Source organism: Streptomyces scopuliridis RB72, from assembly GCF_000718095.1.
Taxonomy (GTDB): Bacteria; Actinomycetota; Actinomycetes; order Streptomycetales; family Streptomycetaceae; genus Streptomyces; species Streptomyces scopuliridis.
The window spans coordinates 167,755-182,827 of the sequence record NZ_JOEI01000006.1 but is presented as its reverse complement, the minus strand read 5'-3'; the positions used below and the strand labels follow the sequence as shown (position 1 = coordinate 182,827).

General features: G+C 71.2%; 16 protein-coding genes. 9 read left to right on the top strand and 7 right to left on the bottom strand.

Going from position 1 to position 15,073, the window contains the following annotated elements:
- Positions 1-104: 104 nt before the first annotated feature.
- Positions 105-722 (bottom strand): FMN-dependent NADH-azoreductase, encoded by a 618-nt coding sequence (locus IF11_RS0108915; RefSeq protein ID WP_030350936.1) that lies wholly within the window; start codon positions 720-722, stop codon positions 105-107.
- A gap of 120 nt (positions 723-842) precedes the next feature.
- Between IF11_RS0108915 and IF11_RS0108910 the strand changes: the two genes are divergently transcribed.
- From IF11_RS0108910 to IF11_RS0108895, 4 genes are all read left to right on the top strand, one after another.
- Positions 843-1,193 carry a winged helix-turn-helix transcriptional regulator gene (locus IF11_RS0108910; RefSeq protein ID WP_030350935.1) on the top strand — a complete coding sequence of 117 codons (351 nt, stop codon included), beginning with the start codon at positions 843-845 and terminating at the stop codon, positions 1,191-1,193.
- 124 nt (positions 1,194-1,317) lie between these two features.
- Entirely contained in the window at positions 1,318-2,856 is a 1,539-nt protein-coding gene (locus tag IF11_RS0108905; protein ID WP_106979132.1) for a DUF2252 domain-containing protein, read from the top strand.
- A gap of 49 nt (positions 2,857-2,905) precedes the next feature.
- Positions 2,906-3,763, top strand: a complete 858-nt coding sequence (locus IF11_RS0108900) for a J domain-containing protein (RefSeq protein ID WP_030350933.1) — start codon at positions 2,906-2,908, stop codon at positions 3,761-3,763.
- A 109-nt stretch (positions 3,764-3,872) separates the two neighbouring features.
- Positions 3,873-4,217, top strand: a complete 345-nt coding sequence (locus tag IF11_RS0108895) for a rhodanese-like domain-containing protein (protein ID WP_030350932.1) — start codon at positions 3,873-3,875, stop codon at positions 4,215-4,217.
- Between the two features lie 71 nt (positions 4,218-4,288).
- On the opposite strand, the gene IF11_RS0108890 is transcribed toward IF11_RS0108895, so the two are convergent.
- Genes IF11_RS0108890 through paaA form a run of 5 tightly spaced genes read right to left on the bottom strand, consistent with a single transcriptional unit; the run spans position 4,289 to position 7,930 of the window.
- Positions 4,289-5,353, bottom strand: a complete 1,065-nt coding sequence (locus IF11_RS0108890) for a 2Fe-2S iron-sulfur cluster-binding protein (protein ID WP_030350931.1) — start codon at positions 5,351-5,353, stop codon at positions 4,289-4,291.
- Complete coding sequence (gene paaD / locus IF11_RS0108885; RefSeq protein ID WP_078490560.1) at positions 5,354-5,902, bottom strand: 1,2-phenylacetyl-CoA epoxidase subunit PaaD; 549 nt, start codon at positions 5,900-5,902, stop codon at positions 5,354-5,356.
- Positions 5,896-6,627, bottom strand: a complete 732-nt coding sequence (paaC, locus tag IF11_RS0108880; protein WP_051745714.1) for a 1,2-phenylacetyl-CoA epoxidase subunit PaaC — start codon at positions 6,625-6,627, stop codon at positions 5,896-5,898. Before paaC ends, paaD begins: the two co-directional genes overlap by 7 nt.
- Positions 6,624-6,914 (bottom strand): 1,2-phenylacetyl-CoA epoxidase subunit PaaB, encoded by a 291-nt coding sequence (gene paaB, locus IF11_RS0108875; RefSeq protein WP_030350928.1) that lies wholly within the window; start codon positions 6,912-6,914, stop codon positions 6,624-6,626. Before paaB ends, paaC begins: the two co-directional genes overlap by 4 nt.
- Positions 6,911-7,930, bottom strand: coding sequence for a 1,2-phenylacetyl-CoA epoxidase subunit PaaA (gene paaA / locus IF11_RS0108870; protein ID WP_030350927.1), 1,020 nt, complete (start codon positions 7,928-7,930; stop codon positions 6,911-6,913). The genes paaB and paaA overlap by 4 nt, the downstream gene beginning before the upstream one ends.
- 41 nt (positions 7,931-7,971) lie before the next feature.
- Here paaA and IF11_RS0108865 point away from each other — a divergent pair, with 41 nt between their 5' ends.
- The 3 genes from IF11_RS0108865 (at position 7,972) to IF11_RS0108855 (ending at position 10,956) form a co-directional block, all read left to right on the top strand.
- Positions 7,972-8,754, top strand: a complete 783-nt coding sequence (locus IF11_RS0108865; RefSeq protein ID WP_240627788.1) for a DUF5819 family protein — start codon at positions 7,972-7,974, stop codon at positions 8,752-8,754.
- A gap of 41 nt (positions 8,755-8,795) precedes the next feature.
- Positions 8,796-10,055 carry an HTTM domain-containing protein gene (locus tag IF11_RS0108860; RefSeq protein WP_051745726.1) on the top strand — a complete coding sequence of 420 codons (1,260 nt, stop codon included), beginning with the start codon at positions 8,796-8,798 and terminating at the stop codon, positions 10,053-10,055.
- A 112-nt stretch (positions 10,056-10,167) separates the two neighbouring features.
- A complete protein-coding gene (locus IF11_RS0108855; protein WP_030350924.1) occupies positions 10,168-10,956 on the top strand; it encodes a TrmH family RNA methyltransferase in 789 nt (262 codons plus the stop codon).
- A 28-nt stretch (positions 10,957-10,984) separates the two neighbouring features.
- Here the strand turns inward: IF11_RS0108855 and paaN are convergent, their stop codons facing one another.
- A complete protein-coding gene (paaN, locus tag IF11_RS0108850; protein WP_030350923.1) occupies positions 10,985-12,706 on the bottom strand; it encodes a phenylacetic acid degradation protein PaaN in 1,722 nt (573 codons plus the stop codon).
- A gap of 205 nt (positions 12,707-12,911) precedes the next feature.
- Here paaN and IF11_RS0108845 point away from each other — a divergent pair, with 205 nt between their 5' ends.
- A complete protein-coding gene (locus IF11_RS0108845; RefSeq protein ID WP_030350922.1) occupies positions 12,912-14,432 on the top strand; it encodes a 3-hydroxyacyl-CoA dehydrogenase in 1,521 nt (506 codons plus the stop codon).
- Positions 14,429-15,034, top strand: coding sequence for a TetR/AcrR family transcriptional regulator (locus tag IF11_RS0108840; protein ID WP_030350921.1), 606 nt, complete (start codon positions 14,429-14,431; stop codon positions 15,032-15,034). The genes IF11_RS0108845 and IF11_RS0108840 overlap by 4 nt, the downstream gene beginning before the upstream one ends.
- Positions 15,035-15,073 lie beyond the last annotated feature (39 nt).

Below are 15,073 nucleotides of genomic sequence, written 5' to 3'. Positions count from 1 at the left end.
TTCGTGCCCCGGTGTGAGACATGCCTCCCGCGGGCGAGGTCCCGGGGGAGGCATGGCTGGGTGAGCGCTGTGCGCGTGGGCGATGCGCGCTGGGCGCTGTGTGCTCAGGCGGCGAGGCGGGCGGCCAGGGCCTTGGCCTTCTGCGTGGCCTCCTCCTCCGCCTTGGCGCGGGACGCCTCGGCGAGCGGGATGAGGTCGGCCATGCCCGGGTTCGTGTGGGCCAGGGTCAGCTCGGGGACGATGAAGTCGATCTGGGTGGTGCCGAACATGTTCGACAGCACCTTCTCCAGGTAGTTCTGGACGAACTCGCAGTCCTCGCGCGGGGTGCCGGCGGCGTACGAGCCGCCGCGGCTGGCGACGATCGTGAACGGGGTGGCGGCCAGCGGGGCGTCGGGGATGCCCGCGTTGTGGCCGACGATGATCACCTGGTCGAGCCATGCCTTCAGGGTGGACGGGATCGTGAAGTTGTACATCGGCGCGCCGATCAGCACGGCGTCCGCCTCGGCCAGTTCGGCGGCCAGTTCCGCGCGGAGCGCGTCGTCCGCGCCCGCGGCGGCGGCCGCGACGTTCAGGTGGGGCAGCGGGGTGGCGGCGAGATCGCGGTAGACGACCTTGCCCTCGGGGTGCTGCTCCCGCCAGGACTGGACGAAGGCAGCGGTGATGTCGCGCGAGGCGGAGCCTTCGGGGAAGACGGCGGAGTCGATGTGCAGCAGCGTGGCCATGAGGGTCTCCATGAGGGGTGGCGTAGGACGGCAAACGGATGGAACTTCCGTTCGCTCCTATGAATAACATAGTCGCTTACTTTTTTTCATCTCCCCTCGGGAAACCAGTACTCTATGCGTATGGCGGACCACAGTGAGGACGCGTGCAAGAAGGTCGACGTGGGCATCACGCGCGTCTTCGAGCTGCTCGGCAAGCGGTGGACCGGGCCGATCATCTCCGTACTGATGGAACGAGCGGTCTACTTCGCGGAGCTGCGCCGGGCGATCCCCGGCATCAGCGAGCGCATGCTCTCGGACCGGCTCACGGAGCTGGGGGCGGCGGGGCTGGTCGTGCGCGAGGTCGATGAGGGGCCGCCGCTGCGGGTCTCGTACCGGCTGACGAAGGCGGGCGCGGCGATGGAACCCGCGCTGAAGGAGCTGTCGCTGTGGGCCGAATCCCATCTGGGAGGGGTCTCGGAGGGCGGCTGTTAGGCCCTGTCCACAGGGCCGCCGGGTGAGCGGACCGGCGTTATCCACAGGGGGAAGACGGCGGTCGGGCCCGGCGGTACCGTCGTGTGCGGTTGATCTCGCACGAGTACGGGGGAGGCGGCACGCCATGGGCGATGTCGGGTCGGCGGAGGGCATGCCGCGCACGGTTTCCGGGGGCTCCGGGGGCTCCGGGGGCTCCGGGGGGTCCGGGGTTTCTGAGGTTTCTGGGTTTTCTGCGGCTTCGGGGATCGAGCGCATTCCGGCGGTGCCGGGTTTCGCGCCGCGTACGGCCGTGGGCGGGGCGGAGACGCCCAAGGGCCGGGGGAAGGCGCTGCGGGTACGGGTGCCGAGGTCCGCGCACGACTCGGTGGTGTTCACGGCGCGGCGGCCCGACGCTGTGCGCGCCGTCGAGGAGTCGAGCCGGGGCCGGGTGCCCGAGCTGGCGCCGCTGCGGGTGGGGCGGATGGCCGCGACGCCGTTCGCGTTTCTGCGGGGCTCCGCCGGGCTGATGGCCCACGATCTGACGGGCACCCCGGTCACCGGCTTCGGCGCGCAGATCTGCGGGGACGCGCACGCGGCGAACTTCGGTCTGTACGGGGACGCGCGCGGCCGGCTCGTCATCGATCTCAATGACTTCGACGAGACCGTGGTCGGCCCCTGGGAGTGGGACGTCAAACGGCTCGCCACCTCACTGGTGCTGGCCGGCCGCGAGGCGGGCGCGGACGAGGACACCTGTCGGCAAGGGGCGCACGACGCGGTGGGCGCCTACCGGCGCACGATGCGGCTGCTGGCGAAGCTTCCCGCCCTCGACGCGTGGAACGCCATCGCGGACGAGGAGCTGGTCTCGCACGCCGACGCGCGTGATCTGGCCGGCACGCTGGAACGCGTCTCGGAGAAGGCGCGCAACAACACGAGCGCGCGGTTCGCGGCCAAGTCCACCGAGACCGTGCCCGACGGGGACGGGGGTAGGGGCGGGGCCGCGCGGCGGCGGTTCGTGGACGCGCCGCCCGTTCTGCGGCGGGTGCCCGACGAGGAGGCAGCGGCGGTCGCCGCCTCGCTGGAGGAGTATCTGGGCACGCTCTCGGAGGACCGGCTGCCGCTGCTCGCGCGGTACGCGATCCACGACGTGGCGTTCCGGGTGGTCGGCACCGGCAGCGTCGGGACGCGGTCGTATGTGGTGCTGCTCCTCGACCACCGGGGCGAGCCGCTGGTGCTCCAGGTGAAGGAGGCGCGGGCCTCAGCCCTGCTGCCCCATCTGGCGGCCGTCGGGTTCGAGACGCCCGAGGTGGTACACGAGGGGCGCCGTGTGGTGCTCGGGCAGAAGCGGATGCAGGTGGTCAGCGACAACCTGCTGGGGTGGACGACGGTCCTGGGCAGGCCCTGTCAGGTACGGCAGTTCAGGAACCGCAAGGGGAGCGTGGATCCGGCGGCGCTTCCGGCCGACCAGATAGACGACTACGGACGGATGACCGGCGCGCTGCTGGCCAGGGCCCATGCGCACAGCGTGGACCCGCGGCTGATCGCCGGGTACTGCGGCAAGAGCGAGGAGCTGGACGGGGCCGTGGCGGCGTTCGCCATGGCGTACGCGGACCGTACGGAGGCGGACCACGCCGAGCTCCTCGCGGCCGTCAGGAGCGGGCGGATCGCGGCAGAGCTGGGGGTGTGACGGGCCGGGACGGGGCGGGGGCCACCGCGTTCGCCCTTACGCTGGACGGGTGATGCACGACGCCCCTGGGGAGCCGACGATCCGAAACGACGACGAGCAGGACGTACGAGACGCGCCGGACGCGGGGGCGGCGCCACGTCCGGAGGCCCGGCTGGAGACGGCCGTGCGCGCCGCTGAGCAGGCGCTGATCGAGTTCGAGATCGCGCTGGAGACCTTCCGGATCGAGGTGGAGAATTTCTCCCGCCTGCACCACCAGCGGCTCGGCCCGATGTACGCCCGGCTCGATGAGCTGGACGCGCTGATCGCCGAGGCACGCGCGGCGCGCACCGGCGATCCCGAGGATCTGCGCAAGGCGCGCGAGGCCCGTGCGCTGGTGCAGCCGATGCCCGGCGTGGAGGAGCTGTTCCACGACTGGCTCGACTCCGACGGTCTGTCGCCGGAGGCCGCGGCGATGCTGACGGATCAGCCGGTGCGGCCGCCCAAGCGGGTCAGGCCGAGCGACGAGGCCCGCAAGCTCTACCGCGATCTGGTGCGCAAGGCGCATCCGGATCTGGCGCAGGACGAGAAGGAACGGGCACGGCGTGAGGAGTTCCTCACACGCGTCAACGCCGCCTATGGGCGCGGGGACGAGCCGCTGCTCCAGGAACTCGTCGCGGAGTGGGCGGCGGGGCCGGCGCCCACGGCGCCCCGGCTGAGCGAGAGCGAGGAGCTCTACGCCCGGCTGGAGTGGCTGGCACAGCGCAAGGAGATGCTGACGGTGGTCGCCAAGGAGCTGGAGGAGAGCGCGATCGGCGCGATGCTCAGGATGGCCCCGGACGACCCGGACCGGCTGCTGGAGGAGATCGCCGAGCAGCTGCTCGCGGAGGTCTCCGAGCGTGAGACGGAACTGGCCAGGCTGGTGCAGTAGGTTTTTCGGAGCCCCCCGGTCGGTTCGAGAGCCCGTGGGTCCGGTGCCGGTCCAGGTCCTGGTCCGGAACTCCGCCCGCCCCGGTCACGTACGAGAGAAGGCACTGCCCATGAACTTCGCCCCGCTGCCCTCGGTCGATGCCGCGGCGGTCCCGGCCGACGGCCTGGTGCTGGATGTCCGGGAGAACGACGAGTGGGCAGCCGGCCATGTCGAGGGCGCGCTGCATGTCCCGATGAGCGACTTCGTGGCCCGCTTCGGAGAGGTGACCGAGGCGGTGGCCGAGGGGCGCAGGGCCTATGTCATGTGCCGGGTCGGCGGCCGGTCCGCTCAGGTCACCCAGTATCTGGTCCAGCAGGGCGTCGACGCGGTGAACGTGGACGGCGGGATGCTCGCCTGGGACGGCGCCGGGCGTCCGATGGTCACCGACAACGGCAGCCCGGCGTTCGTCCTCTGAGACCCCTCTGAGACCCCTCTGCGACCCGTCTGAGGCCCGCCCCAGGGCCCTTCCAGGGCGGGGAGTGCGTCTCAGCGGTCGAAGTCCAACTCCACTTCCGTGGTGGCCGGATGGGACTGGCAGGCCAGCACATAGCCCGCTTCCGTCTCTTCCGGTTCGAGCGCGAAGTTGCGGTCCATCCTGACCTCGCCCGAGACCAGGAACGCCCGGCAGGTCCCGCAGACCCCGCCCTTGCACGCGTACGGCGCGTCCGCGCGGCTGCGCAGCACGGTCTCCAGCAGGGAATCCCCGTCCTTGACCGGCCAGCTGCCCGAGCGGCCGTGGAGGGTCGCGGTGAGCGTGCTGTGCGCGGGGGCCGGCGCGGCGGCCGGGCCCGGAGCCGCCGTGGTCATGGCGACGGCGTCGTCGACATGGAAGATCTCCTGGTGGATACGGTCGCGGGTCACTCCGAGACCGCGCAGCGCCCGTTCGGCGCCGGACACCAGACCCAGCGGGCCGCAGAGGAACCAGCCGTCGACCTCGGCGACCGGCAGCAGCGCCGGCAGTAGCCCGCTCAGCCGCTCCCGGTCCAGCCGGCCGGACGGCAGCCCCGCCTGCTGCTCCTCCCGGGAGACCACGCTGACCAGCTGGAACCGGTCCGGATAGCGGTCCTTGAGGTCGGCGACCTCCTCCAGGAACATCGTGGACGCGACGGTCCTGTCGCTGCGGACCAGACAGAACCGGGCACCGGGTTCCCGCGCCAGCAGGGTGGCCGCGATGGACAGCACCGGCGTGATGCCGCTGCCGCCGACGACCGCCGCGAAGTGTCCGGCACGCGGCTCCAGCGTGAAACGGCCCGTCGGCTCCATGACATCGACCACGTCGCCCACGGCGAGTTCCTTGAGGGCGTACGTCGAGAACTCGCCGCCCTCGATCAGCCGGATCCCGACCCGCAGCACGGGATCGGCCCCCGCGGGGGCGCAGATCGAGTACGTACGCCTGATCTCCTCGCCCTGCGCGCCGGTACGGCGCAGGGCGATGTGCTGGCCGGGGGTGTGCCGGAAGGACGCGCGCAGCTCGGGCGGGACGGCGAAGGTGACGGCCACCGCGTCGTCCGTGAGCGGCTCGACCTCGCTGACCCGGAGCGGATGGAACATCTACAACTCCTTGAAGTGGTCGAACGGTTCACGGCAGGCCGCGCAGCGGCGCAGCGCCTTGCACGCGGTGGAGGAGAACCTGCTGAGCAGCTCGGTGTCGGTCGAGCCGCAGTGCGGGCAGCGGATCGAGAGCGAGAGCGGTACGGGCCCGTCCGCGGCGCCCGGGCGGGGCGGGGCTATGCCGAACTCCGCGAGCTTGCGTCGGCCCTCGGCGCTGATGTCGTCCGTCGACCAGGCCGGGGAGAGGACCGTGACGACCGAGACGTCCGGTATTCCGCGCTCACGCAGCACGCGCTCGATGTCCTCGGACATCGTCTCGATCGCCGGGCAGCCCGTATACGTCGGGGTCAGCTCGACCCGGACCGTGCCGGGGCCCGACATCACGACCGTACGCAGCACGCCCAGCTCCTCCAGCGTCAGCACCGGCAGCTCGGGGTCGGGCACCGCGCCGGCGAGCGCGCGCAGCTCGGTCTCCAGCGCGGTCGGGTGCGTATCGCCCGGAGCGGCCGGGGCGGGGGAAGCGGGCCGGGAGCCCGTGCCGGTCACCATGACGCCCCCGGGTGGCTGCGGTGCAGATGCTGCATCTCGGCGAGCATCGGCCCGAACGGCTCCGTGTGCAGCCCCTGCCGGCCCGCGCCCGCCCGCCACGCACCGGAGCGGGGCCCGTCCGGCAGCGTCAGCGTCGCCCGCTCCAGCACGCCGGCGACGGATTCGCGCCAACTGTCCTCCAGGGCCCGCCAGTCGACCTCCAGCCCCTCCACCGGCTCGAACATCTCGCCGGTGTACCGCCACAGCGCCCCGCAGGCCCGCGCCATGCGCTCATGGCTCTCGGCCGTGCCGTCGCCGAGCCGCAGCGTCCAGTGCGCGGCGTGGTCCTGGTGGTACGCGACCTCCTTGACGGCCTTGGCCGCGAGACCGGTGAAGGCACTGTCCCCGGCGGCCAGCTGCCGGTACAGGAAGAGCTGGTAGGTGGAGAAGTAGAGCTGGCGGGCGATCGTCTGCGCGAAGTCGCCATTGGGCTGCTCGACCAGCTGGAGATTGCGGAAGGCCCGCTCCTCGCGCAGATAGGCCAGCTCGTCCTCGTCCCCGACGAGGGAGAGCAGGATCCGTGCCTGTCCGAGCAGATCCAGCGCGATATTGGCGAGCGCGACCTCCTCCTCCAGCACGGGCGCGTGTCCCGCCCACTCTCCCAGCCGGTGCGAGAGCACCAGCGCGTCATCGCCGAGCGCGAGGGCCGCTGCCCGGGGCGGGGCCGTCACCGGTGCGTCGTTCACAGGTGCTTCACCCCTTCCGGGATCTCGTAGAAGGTCGGGTGCCGGTACGGCTTGTCGGCGGCCGACGCGAAGAACGGATCCTTCTCGTCGGGGGAGGAGGCGGTGATGGCCGAGGACGGGACGACCCAGATCGACACCCCTTCGTTGCGCCGGGTGTAGAGATCGCGGGCGTTGCGCAGAGCCATCTCCGCGTCCGGCGCGTGCAGGCTCCCCGCGTGGGTGTGGGACAGCCCGCGGCGGGAGCGTACGAACACCTCCCACAGCGGCCAGTCGGTCGAGCTGCTCATGCCGTCGCCTCCATCATCCGGACCCCGTCTTCCGCCGGCACGCTGCCGGCGCGGCGCTTCGTCGCGTACGCCGCCGCCGCGTCCCGTACCCAGGCACCCTCTTCGTGCGCCCGGCGGCGCTGGGTGATGCGCTGTTCGTTGCAGGGGCCGTTCCCCTTGAGAACCTCGCGGAACTCCGCCCAGTCGATGGCACCGAAGTCATGCCGGCCCCGCTCCTCGTTCCAGCGGAGATCCGGGTCGGGAAGAGCCAGCCCGAGGGCCTCGGCCTGCGGGACGCAGATGTCCACGAAGCGCTGGCGCAGCTCGTCGTTGGAATGCCGCTTGATCTTCCACGCCATGGACTGCGCGGAGTGCGCCGACTCGTCGTCCGGCGGGCCGAACATCATCAGCGACGGCCACCACCAGCGGTTCACCGCGTCCTGCGCCATCTCGTGCTGCGCCGGGGTCCCGTTGCTGAGCGCGAGCAGCAGCTCGTACCCCTGCCGCTGATGGAAGGACTCCTCCTTGCAGATCCGGACCATCGCGCGGGCGTACGGGCCGTACGAGCAGCGGCACAGCGGCACCTGGTTGGTGATCGCCGCGCCGTCCACCAGCCAGCCGATCGCGCCGACATCGGCCCAGGTCAGCGTCGGATAGTTAAAGATCGACGAGTACTTCTGGCGGCCGGTGTGGAGCTTGTCGAGCAGCTCCTCGCGGCCGGTGCCCAGCGTCTCGGCCGCGCTGTACAGATACAGGCCGTGTCCCGCCTCGTCCTGCACCTTGGCCATCAGGATCGCCTTGCGGCGCAGCGACGGCGCGCGCGAGATCCAGTTCGCCTCCGGCTGCATGCCGATGATCTCGGAGTGGGCATGCTGCGCGATCTGGCGGACCAGCGAGGCGCGGTACGCCTCGGGCATCCAGTCACGCGGCTCGATGCGCTCATCGGCGGCCACCGCGGCGTCGAACGCCGCCTCGAACCCCTCCGCCGTCGTCTCCATCGTCGCCTCCGCAGCTGTCCCCGCGGTCACTGCCGTCATCCGGGCCCCCTACCGACCGATCGTTCGGTTCATGGACTTCAATGGTGAGTCGGCGGCCCGTAGGGTGTCAACCGCTGTGGATAACTGACTGTGGCACCAACGGGGATCGGGGCGGGATGGATTCGTACGACGACGAGGGTGTGCCGGCCGGGCCACCACCGGGCGCGGGGATAGCCGGCCTCTCCCTGCGCTACCAGGTGGTGGCCGCCGTGGCCCTCGCGGTCATAGGGGTGCTGGCCTGCGCTCATGTGGCCATGGTCTTTCTGCATGTCGCCCCGTCGAACACGCTCACCAAGCAGCACGGTGAGACCGTCGACGGCTGGATCTACCCCGAGTTCGAACAGAACTGGAAGCTCTTCGCGCCCAACCCGCTCCAGCAGAATGTCGCCGTCGAGGCGCGCGCCGAGGTCGAGACCCCCGACGGCGCGCGCAGGACCACCGACTGGATCGATCTCTCCGCCGAGGACGGCGCGGCCATCCGCGGCAATTTCCTGCCCAGCCATGTCGACCAGAACGAGCTGCGCCGGGGCTGGGACTTCTTCGTCGGATCGCGCGACAACAAGAACCGTCCCAATGGCCTGCGCGGGCAGCTCTCCGAGAGCTATATCCGCCGCATAGTGATGCTGCGCCTGGAGGACCACGATCTGGGCGGTTCCGTGGAACGCCTCCAGCTCAGGTCCGCCACGACCTCCATCGCGGCCCCCTCCTGGAGCAAGGAGAAGGTCACTACGCGACCGTTCTACCGGGTCTTCCCCTGGTGGACGGTGAACGCGTCCGATCTTCCCGGGGGCGTACGGAACGGCCGTACGGAGGCGGGCGAGTGAGCGAGCGGTTGGAGCATCAGCAGGGGAGCCGGCCGGGCGGGGTGCCGGAGGCGCCAGGCGGCCGGAGCGGCAAGCGGGTCACCGTCGACCGCTGGGCCGCCCGCGGTATCCAGCGCGTCACCGCCGGCCCTCTCGGCCGGTACCAGAGCGCCGTCGTCCGGATCGGGTTCGCCGGCACCTGGCTGCTCTTTCTGCTGCGCGAGCTGCCCCACCGCCATGAGATGTACGGGCCCGACGCCCCGTGGGGCTGGGACATCGCCCGGCAGCTGATCGCCAAGAACGGTGCCTTCACCGGCCTGATGTGGTCGGACAGCACGGTGTGGTTCGAGATCGTGTACGCCGTCGCCGTGCTGTCCAGCGCGCTGCTGATGCTCGGCTGGCGCACCCGCACGATGTCCGTGCTCTTCATGGTCGGCGTGCTCTCGCTGCAGAACCGCTCCATCTTCATGGGCGACGGCGGCGACAACATCATCCATCTGATCGCGATCTATCTGGTGCTGACGCGGTGCGGTCAGGTCTGGTCGCTGGACGCCAGGCGCGCGGCGCGTGCCGCGCGCAAGGAGGCCGGTGGCGTACCGGACGGTGGCGTACCGGAGCGCGCCGTACCGGACCGTGTCGGACCGGTCCTGTGGGTCGTTCTCGGAGGGTTCCTCCTCGTCGGAACCTGGCTGGACCAGGTCCATGTCGAGCTGTGGATGCTGATCCTGTTCTGGGGACTCTGGGTCGCGCAGGGCCTGTGGTGGGCGGCGAACCGTTACGCGCCCCACGGCGAGCCCCGCGCCCTGCTCGACATCCTCGCCAACCTTGTCCACAATGCCGGACTCGCCGTGATCATGGCAGAGGTCTGTCTCGTATACGCCACCGCCGGCTGGTACAAGATCCAGGGCTCGCGCTGGCAGGACGGCACCGCCCTGTACTACCCGCTCAAGCTGGACTACTTCTCGCCCTGGCCGGATCTCTCCGGGCTGCTGGCCTCCAGCGGCGTCATGGTGATGCTGCTCAGCTACGGCACGGTCATCGTGCAGGTCGCCTTCCCGTTCACGCTCTTCAACCGCCGCGTCAAAAACGTGCTGCTGGTCGCGATGATGCTGGAGCACGCGGGCATCGCCGTGCTGCTGGGGCTGCCGTTCTTCTCGCTCGCGATGATCGCCGCCGACGCGGTGTTCCTGCCGACGAACTTCCTGCGCTGGCTCGGCGGCCGGATCGCGGGCCTGTGGGACCGGCTTTTCCGCCAGCGGGGCAAACCGCTGCCGGAGCAGCGGAGCGAGAGTCCTGAACAGCCCCGGACTCTCGTCGGTTGACCGACGGCCGGTCGTGGGACGGGCGCGTGACCATCCGGACCGGGCATGCGAACGGCTGGCGCGGGGGCCCGCGAACTGCCTGGTCACCGTGGGCACGCCGTACTCTGAGGCGATGAACGACGCTGATGCCGCCCTCGCCGTACGGCGGTGGCGCGAGGCCGGCCCCGACCTGGTGGTGCTCGACGGCTTCCACGCGCTGAAACACGCCCTCCGGTTCGGGGCGGACGTACGGTCGGCCGTCACGAGCGACAAGGACTCCGTCCTGGCACTGGCGGCGGAACTGGCCGACGATCTGACCGACGCGATCAAGGAATCCGTCGTGGAGATACCGGCCCATGTCCTGCGGGAACTGGTGCCGCGCGTCCACGCCACGCAGATCGCCGCGCTGGCGGTCAGACGCGGTCGCCCGACCAATCTGGACGCGCTGTCGGCACTGCCCCGTCCGTCTCCCGTCGTCGTCCTGGACAACCCGCGGAATCTGGGGAACGTCGGGGCCGTCGTACGGCTCGCCGCCGGGTTCGGGGCGACCGGTGTGATCACGACCGGTGACATGGACCCCTGGCACGCGAACGCCGTACGCGCGGGCGCCGGGCTCCACTTCGCCACCGCCGTCGAACGGCTTGCACCCGACGAGTTCCCTCCGGGACCGCTGTACGCACTCGACCCGGAGGGCGACGACATCCGGTCCGTGCCCATCCCCGATGACGCGCTGCTCGCCTTCGGCTCCGAGCGGCACGGGCTCTCGGCGGACGTCCGGAGCCGGGCCACCAAGCTGCTGTCGCTCCCGATGCGACCGCAGGTGTCCAGCTACAACCTCGCCACCAGCGTGGCCATGACGCTGTTCCACTGGGGCGGGCCGGCCGCGGCCCCAGAAGAGCAGCGGACGCCGCCCGCCCCCTGACCGGCGGGCGGCGTCCAGGCCCCGGGCCTCACGCCTGGCGGCGTACCTCCACCACCCGGAAGCGGTTCGCCACGAACGCCGCGTCACAGAGCGCCGCGTTCGCCGCCGGGTTGCCGCCGGAGCCGTGGAAGTCCGAGAAGGCCGCCGTCTGGTTCACATAGACCCCTCCCGTGAGGTTCAGCGAGAGCTGTGCGGACTCCTCCAGGCAGACGTCCTCGATCGCGCGCTCCGTCTCGCTCGACGTCGTGTACGCGCCGACCGTCATCGCGCCCTTGTCGCGCACCGTGCGCCGCAGCAACTCCAGCGCGTCCTCCGTCGAGTCCACGGCGACCGCGAAGGACACCGGGCCGAAGCACTCCGCGAGATACGGCAGCTCCGCGTCGGCGGCGCCCGCGCCCTCCCATGCCTTCTCCCAGGCCTTGCGGGCGCCGTCGGCCTTCACGATCGCGGGCGTACGGACCACCGCGTCCGGGAAGTCCGGGTTGGTGATCTCGCGCGAGGCGAGCGCGACATCCCCGAGCCCGTCCGCCGCATCGAGACGGGCCTTCACCTCGGGGTTGACCAGCGCGCCCAGAAGCGCGTTGGCGCGGGCGTCGTCGCCCAGCAGCCCGCTCACCGAGGCGGCGAGATCGGCCACCACCTCGTCGTACGACTTCTCACCCGCGTCCGTCGCGATGCCGTCCCGGGGGATCAGCAGGTTCTGCGGGGTGGTGCACATCTGGCCGCTGTAGAGCGAGAGCGAGAACGCGAGGTTGGAGAGCATCCCCTTGTAGTCGTCGGTGGAGTCGATCACGACGGTGTTGACGCCGGCCTTCTCCGTGTACACCTGCGCCTGGCGGGCGTGGGCCTCCAGCCAGTCGCCGAAGGCGGTGGAGCCGGTGTAGTCGATGATCCGGATCTCGGGGCGTACGGCCAGCGTCTTGGCGATGCCCTCGCCGGGCCGCTCCACGGCCAGGGCGACCAGATTCGGGTCGAAGCCGGCCTCGGCGAGCACCTCGCGGGCCACCCGGACCGTCAGCGCGAGCGGCAGAACCGCCCGCGGATGCGGCTTGACCAGCATCGGATTGCCGGTGGCCAGGGAGGCGAACAGGCCCGGGTAGCCGTTCCACGTCGGGAACGTGTTGCAGCCGACCAGCAGCGAGATCCCGCGCGCCGCCGCCGTGAAGGTCTTCCGCAGCTCAAGAGGGTCGCGCTTGCCCTGCGGCTTGGACCAGTCGGCATCGGCCGGCGTACGGACCTGCTCCTGATACGCGTACGCCACGGCCTCCAGACCGCGGTCCTGGGCATGCGGCCCGCCCGCCTGGAACGCCATCATGAACGCCTGCCCGCTGGTGTGCATCACCGCGTGCGCGAACTCGTGCGTACGGGCGCTGATCCGGGCCAGGATCTCCAGACAGACCAGCGCGCGCGTCTCGGGCCCGGCCTCGCGCCACGCGCCCATGCCCGCACGCATGGCGGGCAGCAGGACCTCCAGGTCCGCGTGCGGATACTCGACCTCCAGCGCCGGGCCGTAGGGCGAGATCTCGCCGCCGGTCCAGCCGTCCGTCCCCGGCTGGTCCAGCTCGAAGCGGGTCCCGCGCAGCGCCTGGAAGGCGGCGAGCCCGTCCGCCGGGGCGGTCTCCCCGTACCCCTTGGGATGCTCGGGATGCGGGGACCAGTAGGCGCGGGTGCTGATCGCGTCAAGAGCCCGGTCGAGCGTGGGCCGGTGCTTGTCGGAGAGCTGCTGGGGACTGAGCTGGGCGGCGGCCATGACGGACCCACTCCTCGGTCGGGCTGAGCATCAGAGACACGGACAGGGACATGAACTGGCGGACAGAGTTAGAGTAACCGAACGATCGGTCGGGACAAGGGTGCCCGGCGAACCTGTGCATAACTCGTCCGTACTCGTCCGTGGACCACCCGTCTGTGGATAACCGGCTCACTCAATGGCTTACTCATACGGGAGGATTGCGTCCATGACAGCAATCGAGCCCGGCCGCGTCGTCGCGGTCGTCGGCACCGGCACGATGGGGCAGGGCATAGCCCAGGTGGCGCTGGTCGCGGGCCATCCCGTACGGCTCTACGACGCCGTGCCCGGCCGCGCGGAGCAGGCCGCTACCACCCTCGCCGGGCGACTCGACCGGCTGGTCGAGAAGGGCCGGCTCGACGCCGTGGCGCGCGACGCCGCGCGCGCCCGGCTGCACCCGGCCCGGGACCTCGCCGAGCTGGCGGACGCCGCGCTCGTGGTCGAAGCGGTCCTGGAGGAACTCTCCGTCAAACGGGAACTCTTCGCGGCGCTGGAGGACATCGTCGCCGACGACTGTCTGCTCGCCACCAACACCTCCTCCCTCTCCGTCACGGCCGTCGCGGGCGCGCTGCGCCACCCCGGCCGCTTCGTGGGACTGCACTTCTTCAACCCCGCCCCGCTGCTGCCGCTCGTGGAGGTCGTCAGCGGCTTCGCGACCGACGAGACAGCCGCCGAGCGCGCCCACGCGACCGCGCTGGCCTGGGGAAAGACGCCGGTACGCTGCGCCGACACCCCCGGCTTCGTCGTCAACCGCATCGCCCGCCCCTTCTACGCGGAAGCGCTGCGCGTGTACGAGGAGCGGGCCGCCGACCCCGCGACCATCGACGCGGTCCTGCGGGAGTGCGGCGGCTTCCGGATGGGCCCCTTCGAGCTGACCGATCTGATCGGCCAGGATGTCAACGAGGCCGTCACCCGGTCGGTCTGGGAGTCCTTCTTCCAGGACCCGAAGTTCACGCCGTCGCTCGCGCAGCGCCGGCTGGTGGAGTCGGGACGGCTGGGGCGCAAGTCGGGCCGGGGGTGGTACGCGTACGGCGAGGAAGCGCCGCGGGTCGCCGCGCACACGGCGGGGCCCGAAAAGGCGCCCGCGTCCGTCATCGTGCGGGGCGAGCTGTTCGCGGCGGACGCGCTGCCCGGCCTGATCGAGGAAGCGGGGATCGCTGTCTCCCGCAAGGACGACGCCGTCCCCGGCTACCCCGGCTGGATCGAACTGTCCGACGGCACGCGTCTCTTCCTGGCGGACGGCTCGGCCGCCGACGACGCGGGGATGCCCGTCATCCACTTCGATCTGGCGCTGGACTACCGGGAGGCGACCCGGATCGCCCTCGCACCCGCCGCCCGGGTGGCGGAGGCCGCCCTGAAGGAGGCCGTCGGCCTCTTCCAGGCGCTGGGCAAGGACGTCAGCGTGATCGCCGACCTCCCGGGCCTGATCGTGGCCCGTACGGTCGCGATGCTCGTGGACTTCGCGCTCGACGCGGCGGCGCGCCAGGTGGCGGCCCCGGCGGACATCGACCTCGCGATGCGGCTCGGCGTCAACTACCCGCGAGGCCCCCTCGACTGGGGCGACCGGCTCGGCGCGCGGTGGGCGCTGGACACGCTGGAGGCCCTGCACGAGGAGTACCCCACGGGCCGCTACGCCCCCTCCCAGGCACTGCGCCGCCTGGCCGCCGCCCAGGAGGACGACGCGTCATGACCACTGCGAAGCGCGACACCTATACGCCCGAGACCCTGCTGACCGTCGCTGTCCGCGTCTTCAACGAGCGCGGGTACGACGGCACCTCCATGGAGCATCTCTCCAAGGCGGCCGGGATCTCCAAGTCCTCGATATACCACCACGTCGTGGGCAAGGAGGAGCTGCTGCGCCGTGCGGTCAGCCGCGCCCTGGACGGCCTCTTCGGGATCCTCGAAGAGGAGGGGGCGACGCGCGGACGGGCCATCGGGCGGGTGGAGTACGTGACCCGCCGTACGGTCGAGGTGCTGATCGCGGAGCTGCCGTATGTGACGCTGCTGCTGCGGGTCAGGGGCAATACCCAGACCGAGCGCTGGGCGATGGAGCGGCGCCGCGAGTTCGACCAGCGGGTCGCCGATCTGCTGAAGGCCGCCGCGGCGGACGGTGATCTGCGCGCCGACATGGACATCAGGCTGGCGACCCGGCTGCTCTTCGGCATGGTCAACTCCCTGGTGGAGTGGTACCGGCCGCACGCGCCCGGCGGCTATGACCGTGACCAGGTGGCGGAGGCGGTCGTACGGCTGGCCTTCGACGGGCTGCGGACCGACGCCCAGCAGGGCCCGTAGCGGCCTCCTCCGTAATCCCGAAGCGGCCTCCTCTTAGTG

Excerpts from the sequence above, each read along its gene's own strand:
- IF11_RS0108915 (WP_030350936.1), bottom strand. The coding sequence starts at position 722 with ATGGCCACGCTGCTGCACATCGACTCCGCCGTCTTCCCCGAAGGCTCC.
- IF11_RS0108910 (WP_030350935.1), top strand. The coding sequence starts at position 843 with ATGGCGGACCACAGTGAGGACGCGTGCAAGAAGGTCGACGTGGGCATC.
- IF11_RS0108905 (WP_106979132.1), top strand. The coding sequence starts at position 1,318 with ATGGGCGATGTCGGGTCGGCGGAGGGCATGCCGCGCACGGTTTCCGGG.
- IF11_RS0108895 (WP_030350932.1), top strand. The coding sequence starts at position 3,873 with ATGAACTTCGCCCCGCTGCCCTCGGTCGATGCCGCGGCGGTCCCGGCC.
- IF11_RS0108890 (WP_030350931.1), bottom strand. The coding sequence starts at position 5,353 with ATGTTCCATCCGCTCCGGGTCAGCGAGGTCGAGCCGCTCACGGACGAC.
- paaD (WP_078490560.1), bottom strand. The coding sequence starts at position 5,902 with ATGGTGACCGGCACGGGCTCCCGGCCCGCTTCCCCCGCCCCGGCCGCT.
- paaB (WP_030350928.1), bottom strand. The coding sequence starts at position 6,914 with ATGAGCAGCTCGACCGACTGGCCGCTGTGGGAGGTGTTCGTACGCTCC.
- paaA (WP_030350927.1), bottom strand. The coding sequence starts at position 7,930 with ATGACGGCAGTGACCGCGGGGACAGCTGCGGAGGCGACGATGGAGACG.
- IF11_RS0108865 (WP_240627788.1), top strand. The coding sequence starts at position 7,972 with ATGGTGAGTCGGCGGCCCGTAGGGTGTCAACCGCTGTGGATAACTGAC.
- IF11_RS0108855 (WP_030350924.1), top strand. The coding sequence starts at position 10,168 with ATGAACGACGCTGATGCCGCCCTCGCCGTACGGCGGTGGCGCGAGGCC.
- paaN (WP_030350923.1), bottom strand. The coding sequence starts at position 12,706 with ATGGCCGCCGCCCAGCTCAGTCCCCAGCAGCTCTCCGACAAGCACCGG.
- IF11_RS0108845 (WP_030350922.1), top strand. The coding sequence starts at position 12,912 with ATGACAGCAATCGAGCCCGGCCGCGTCGTCGCGGTCGTCGGCACCGGC.
- IF11_RS0108840 (WP_030350921.1), top strand. The coding sequence starts at position 14,429 with ATGACCACTGCGAAGCGCGACACCTATACGCCCGAGACCCTGCTGACC.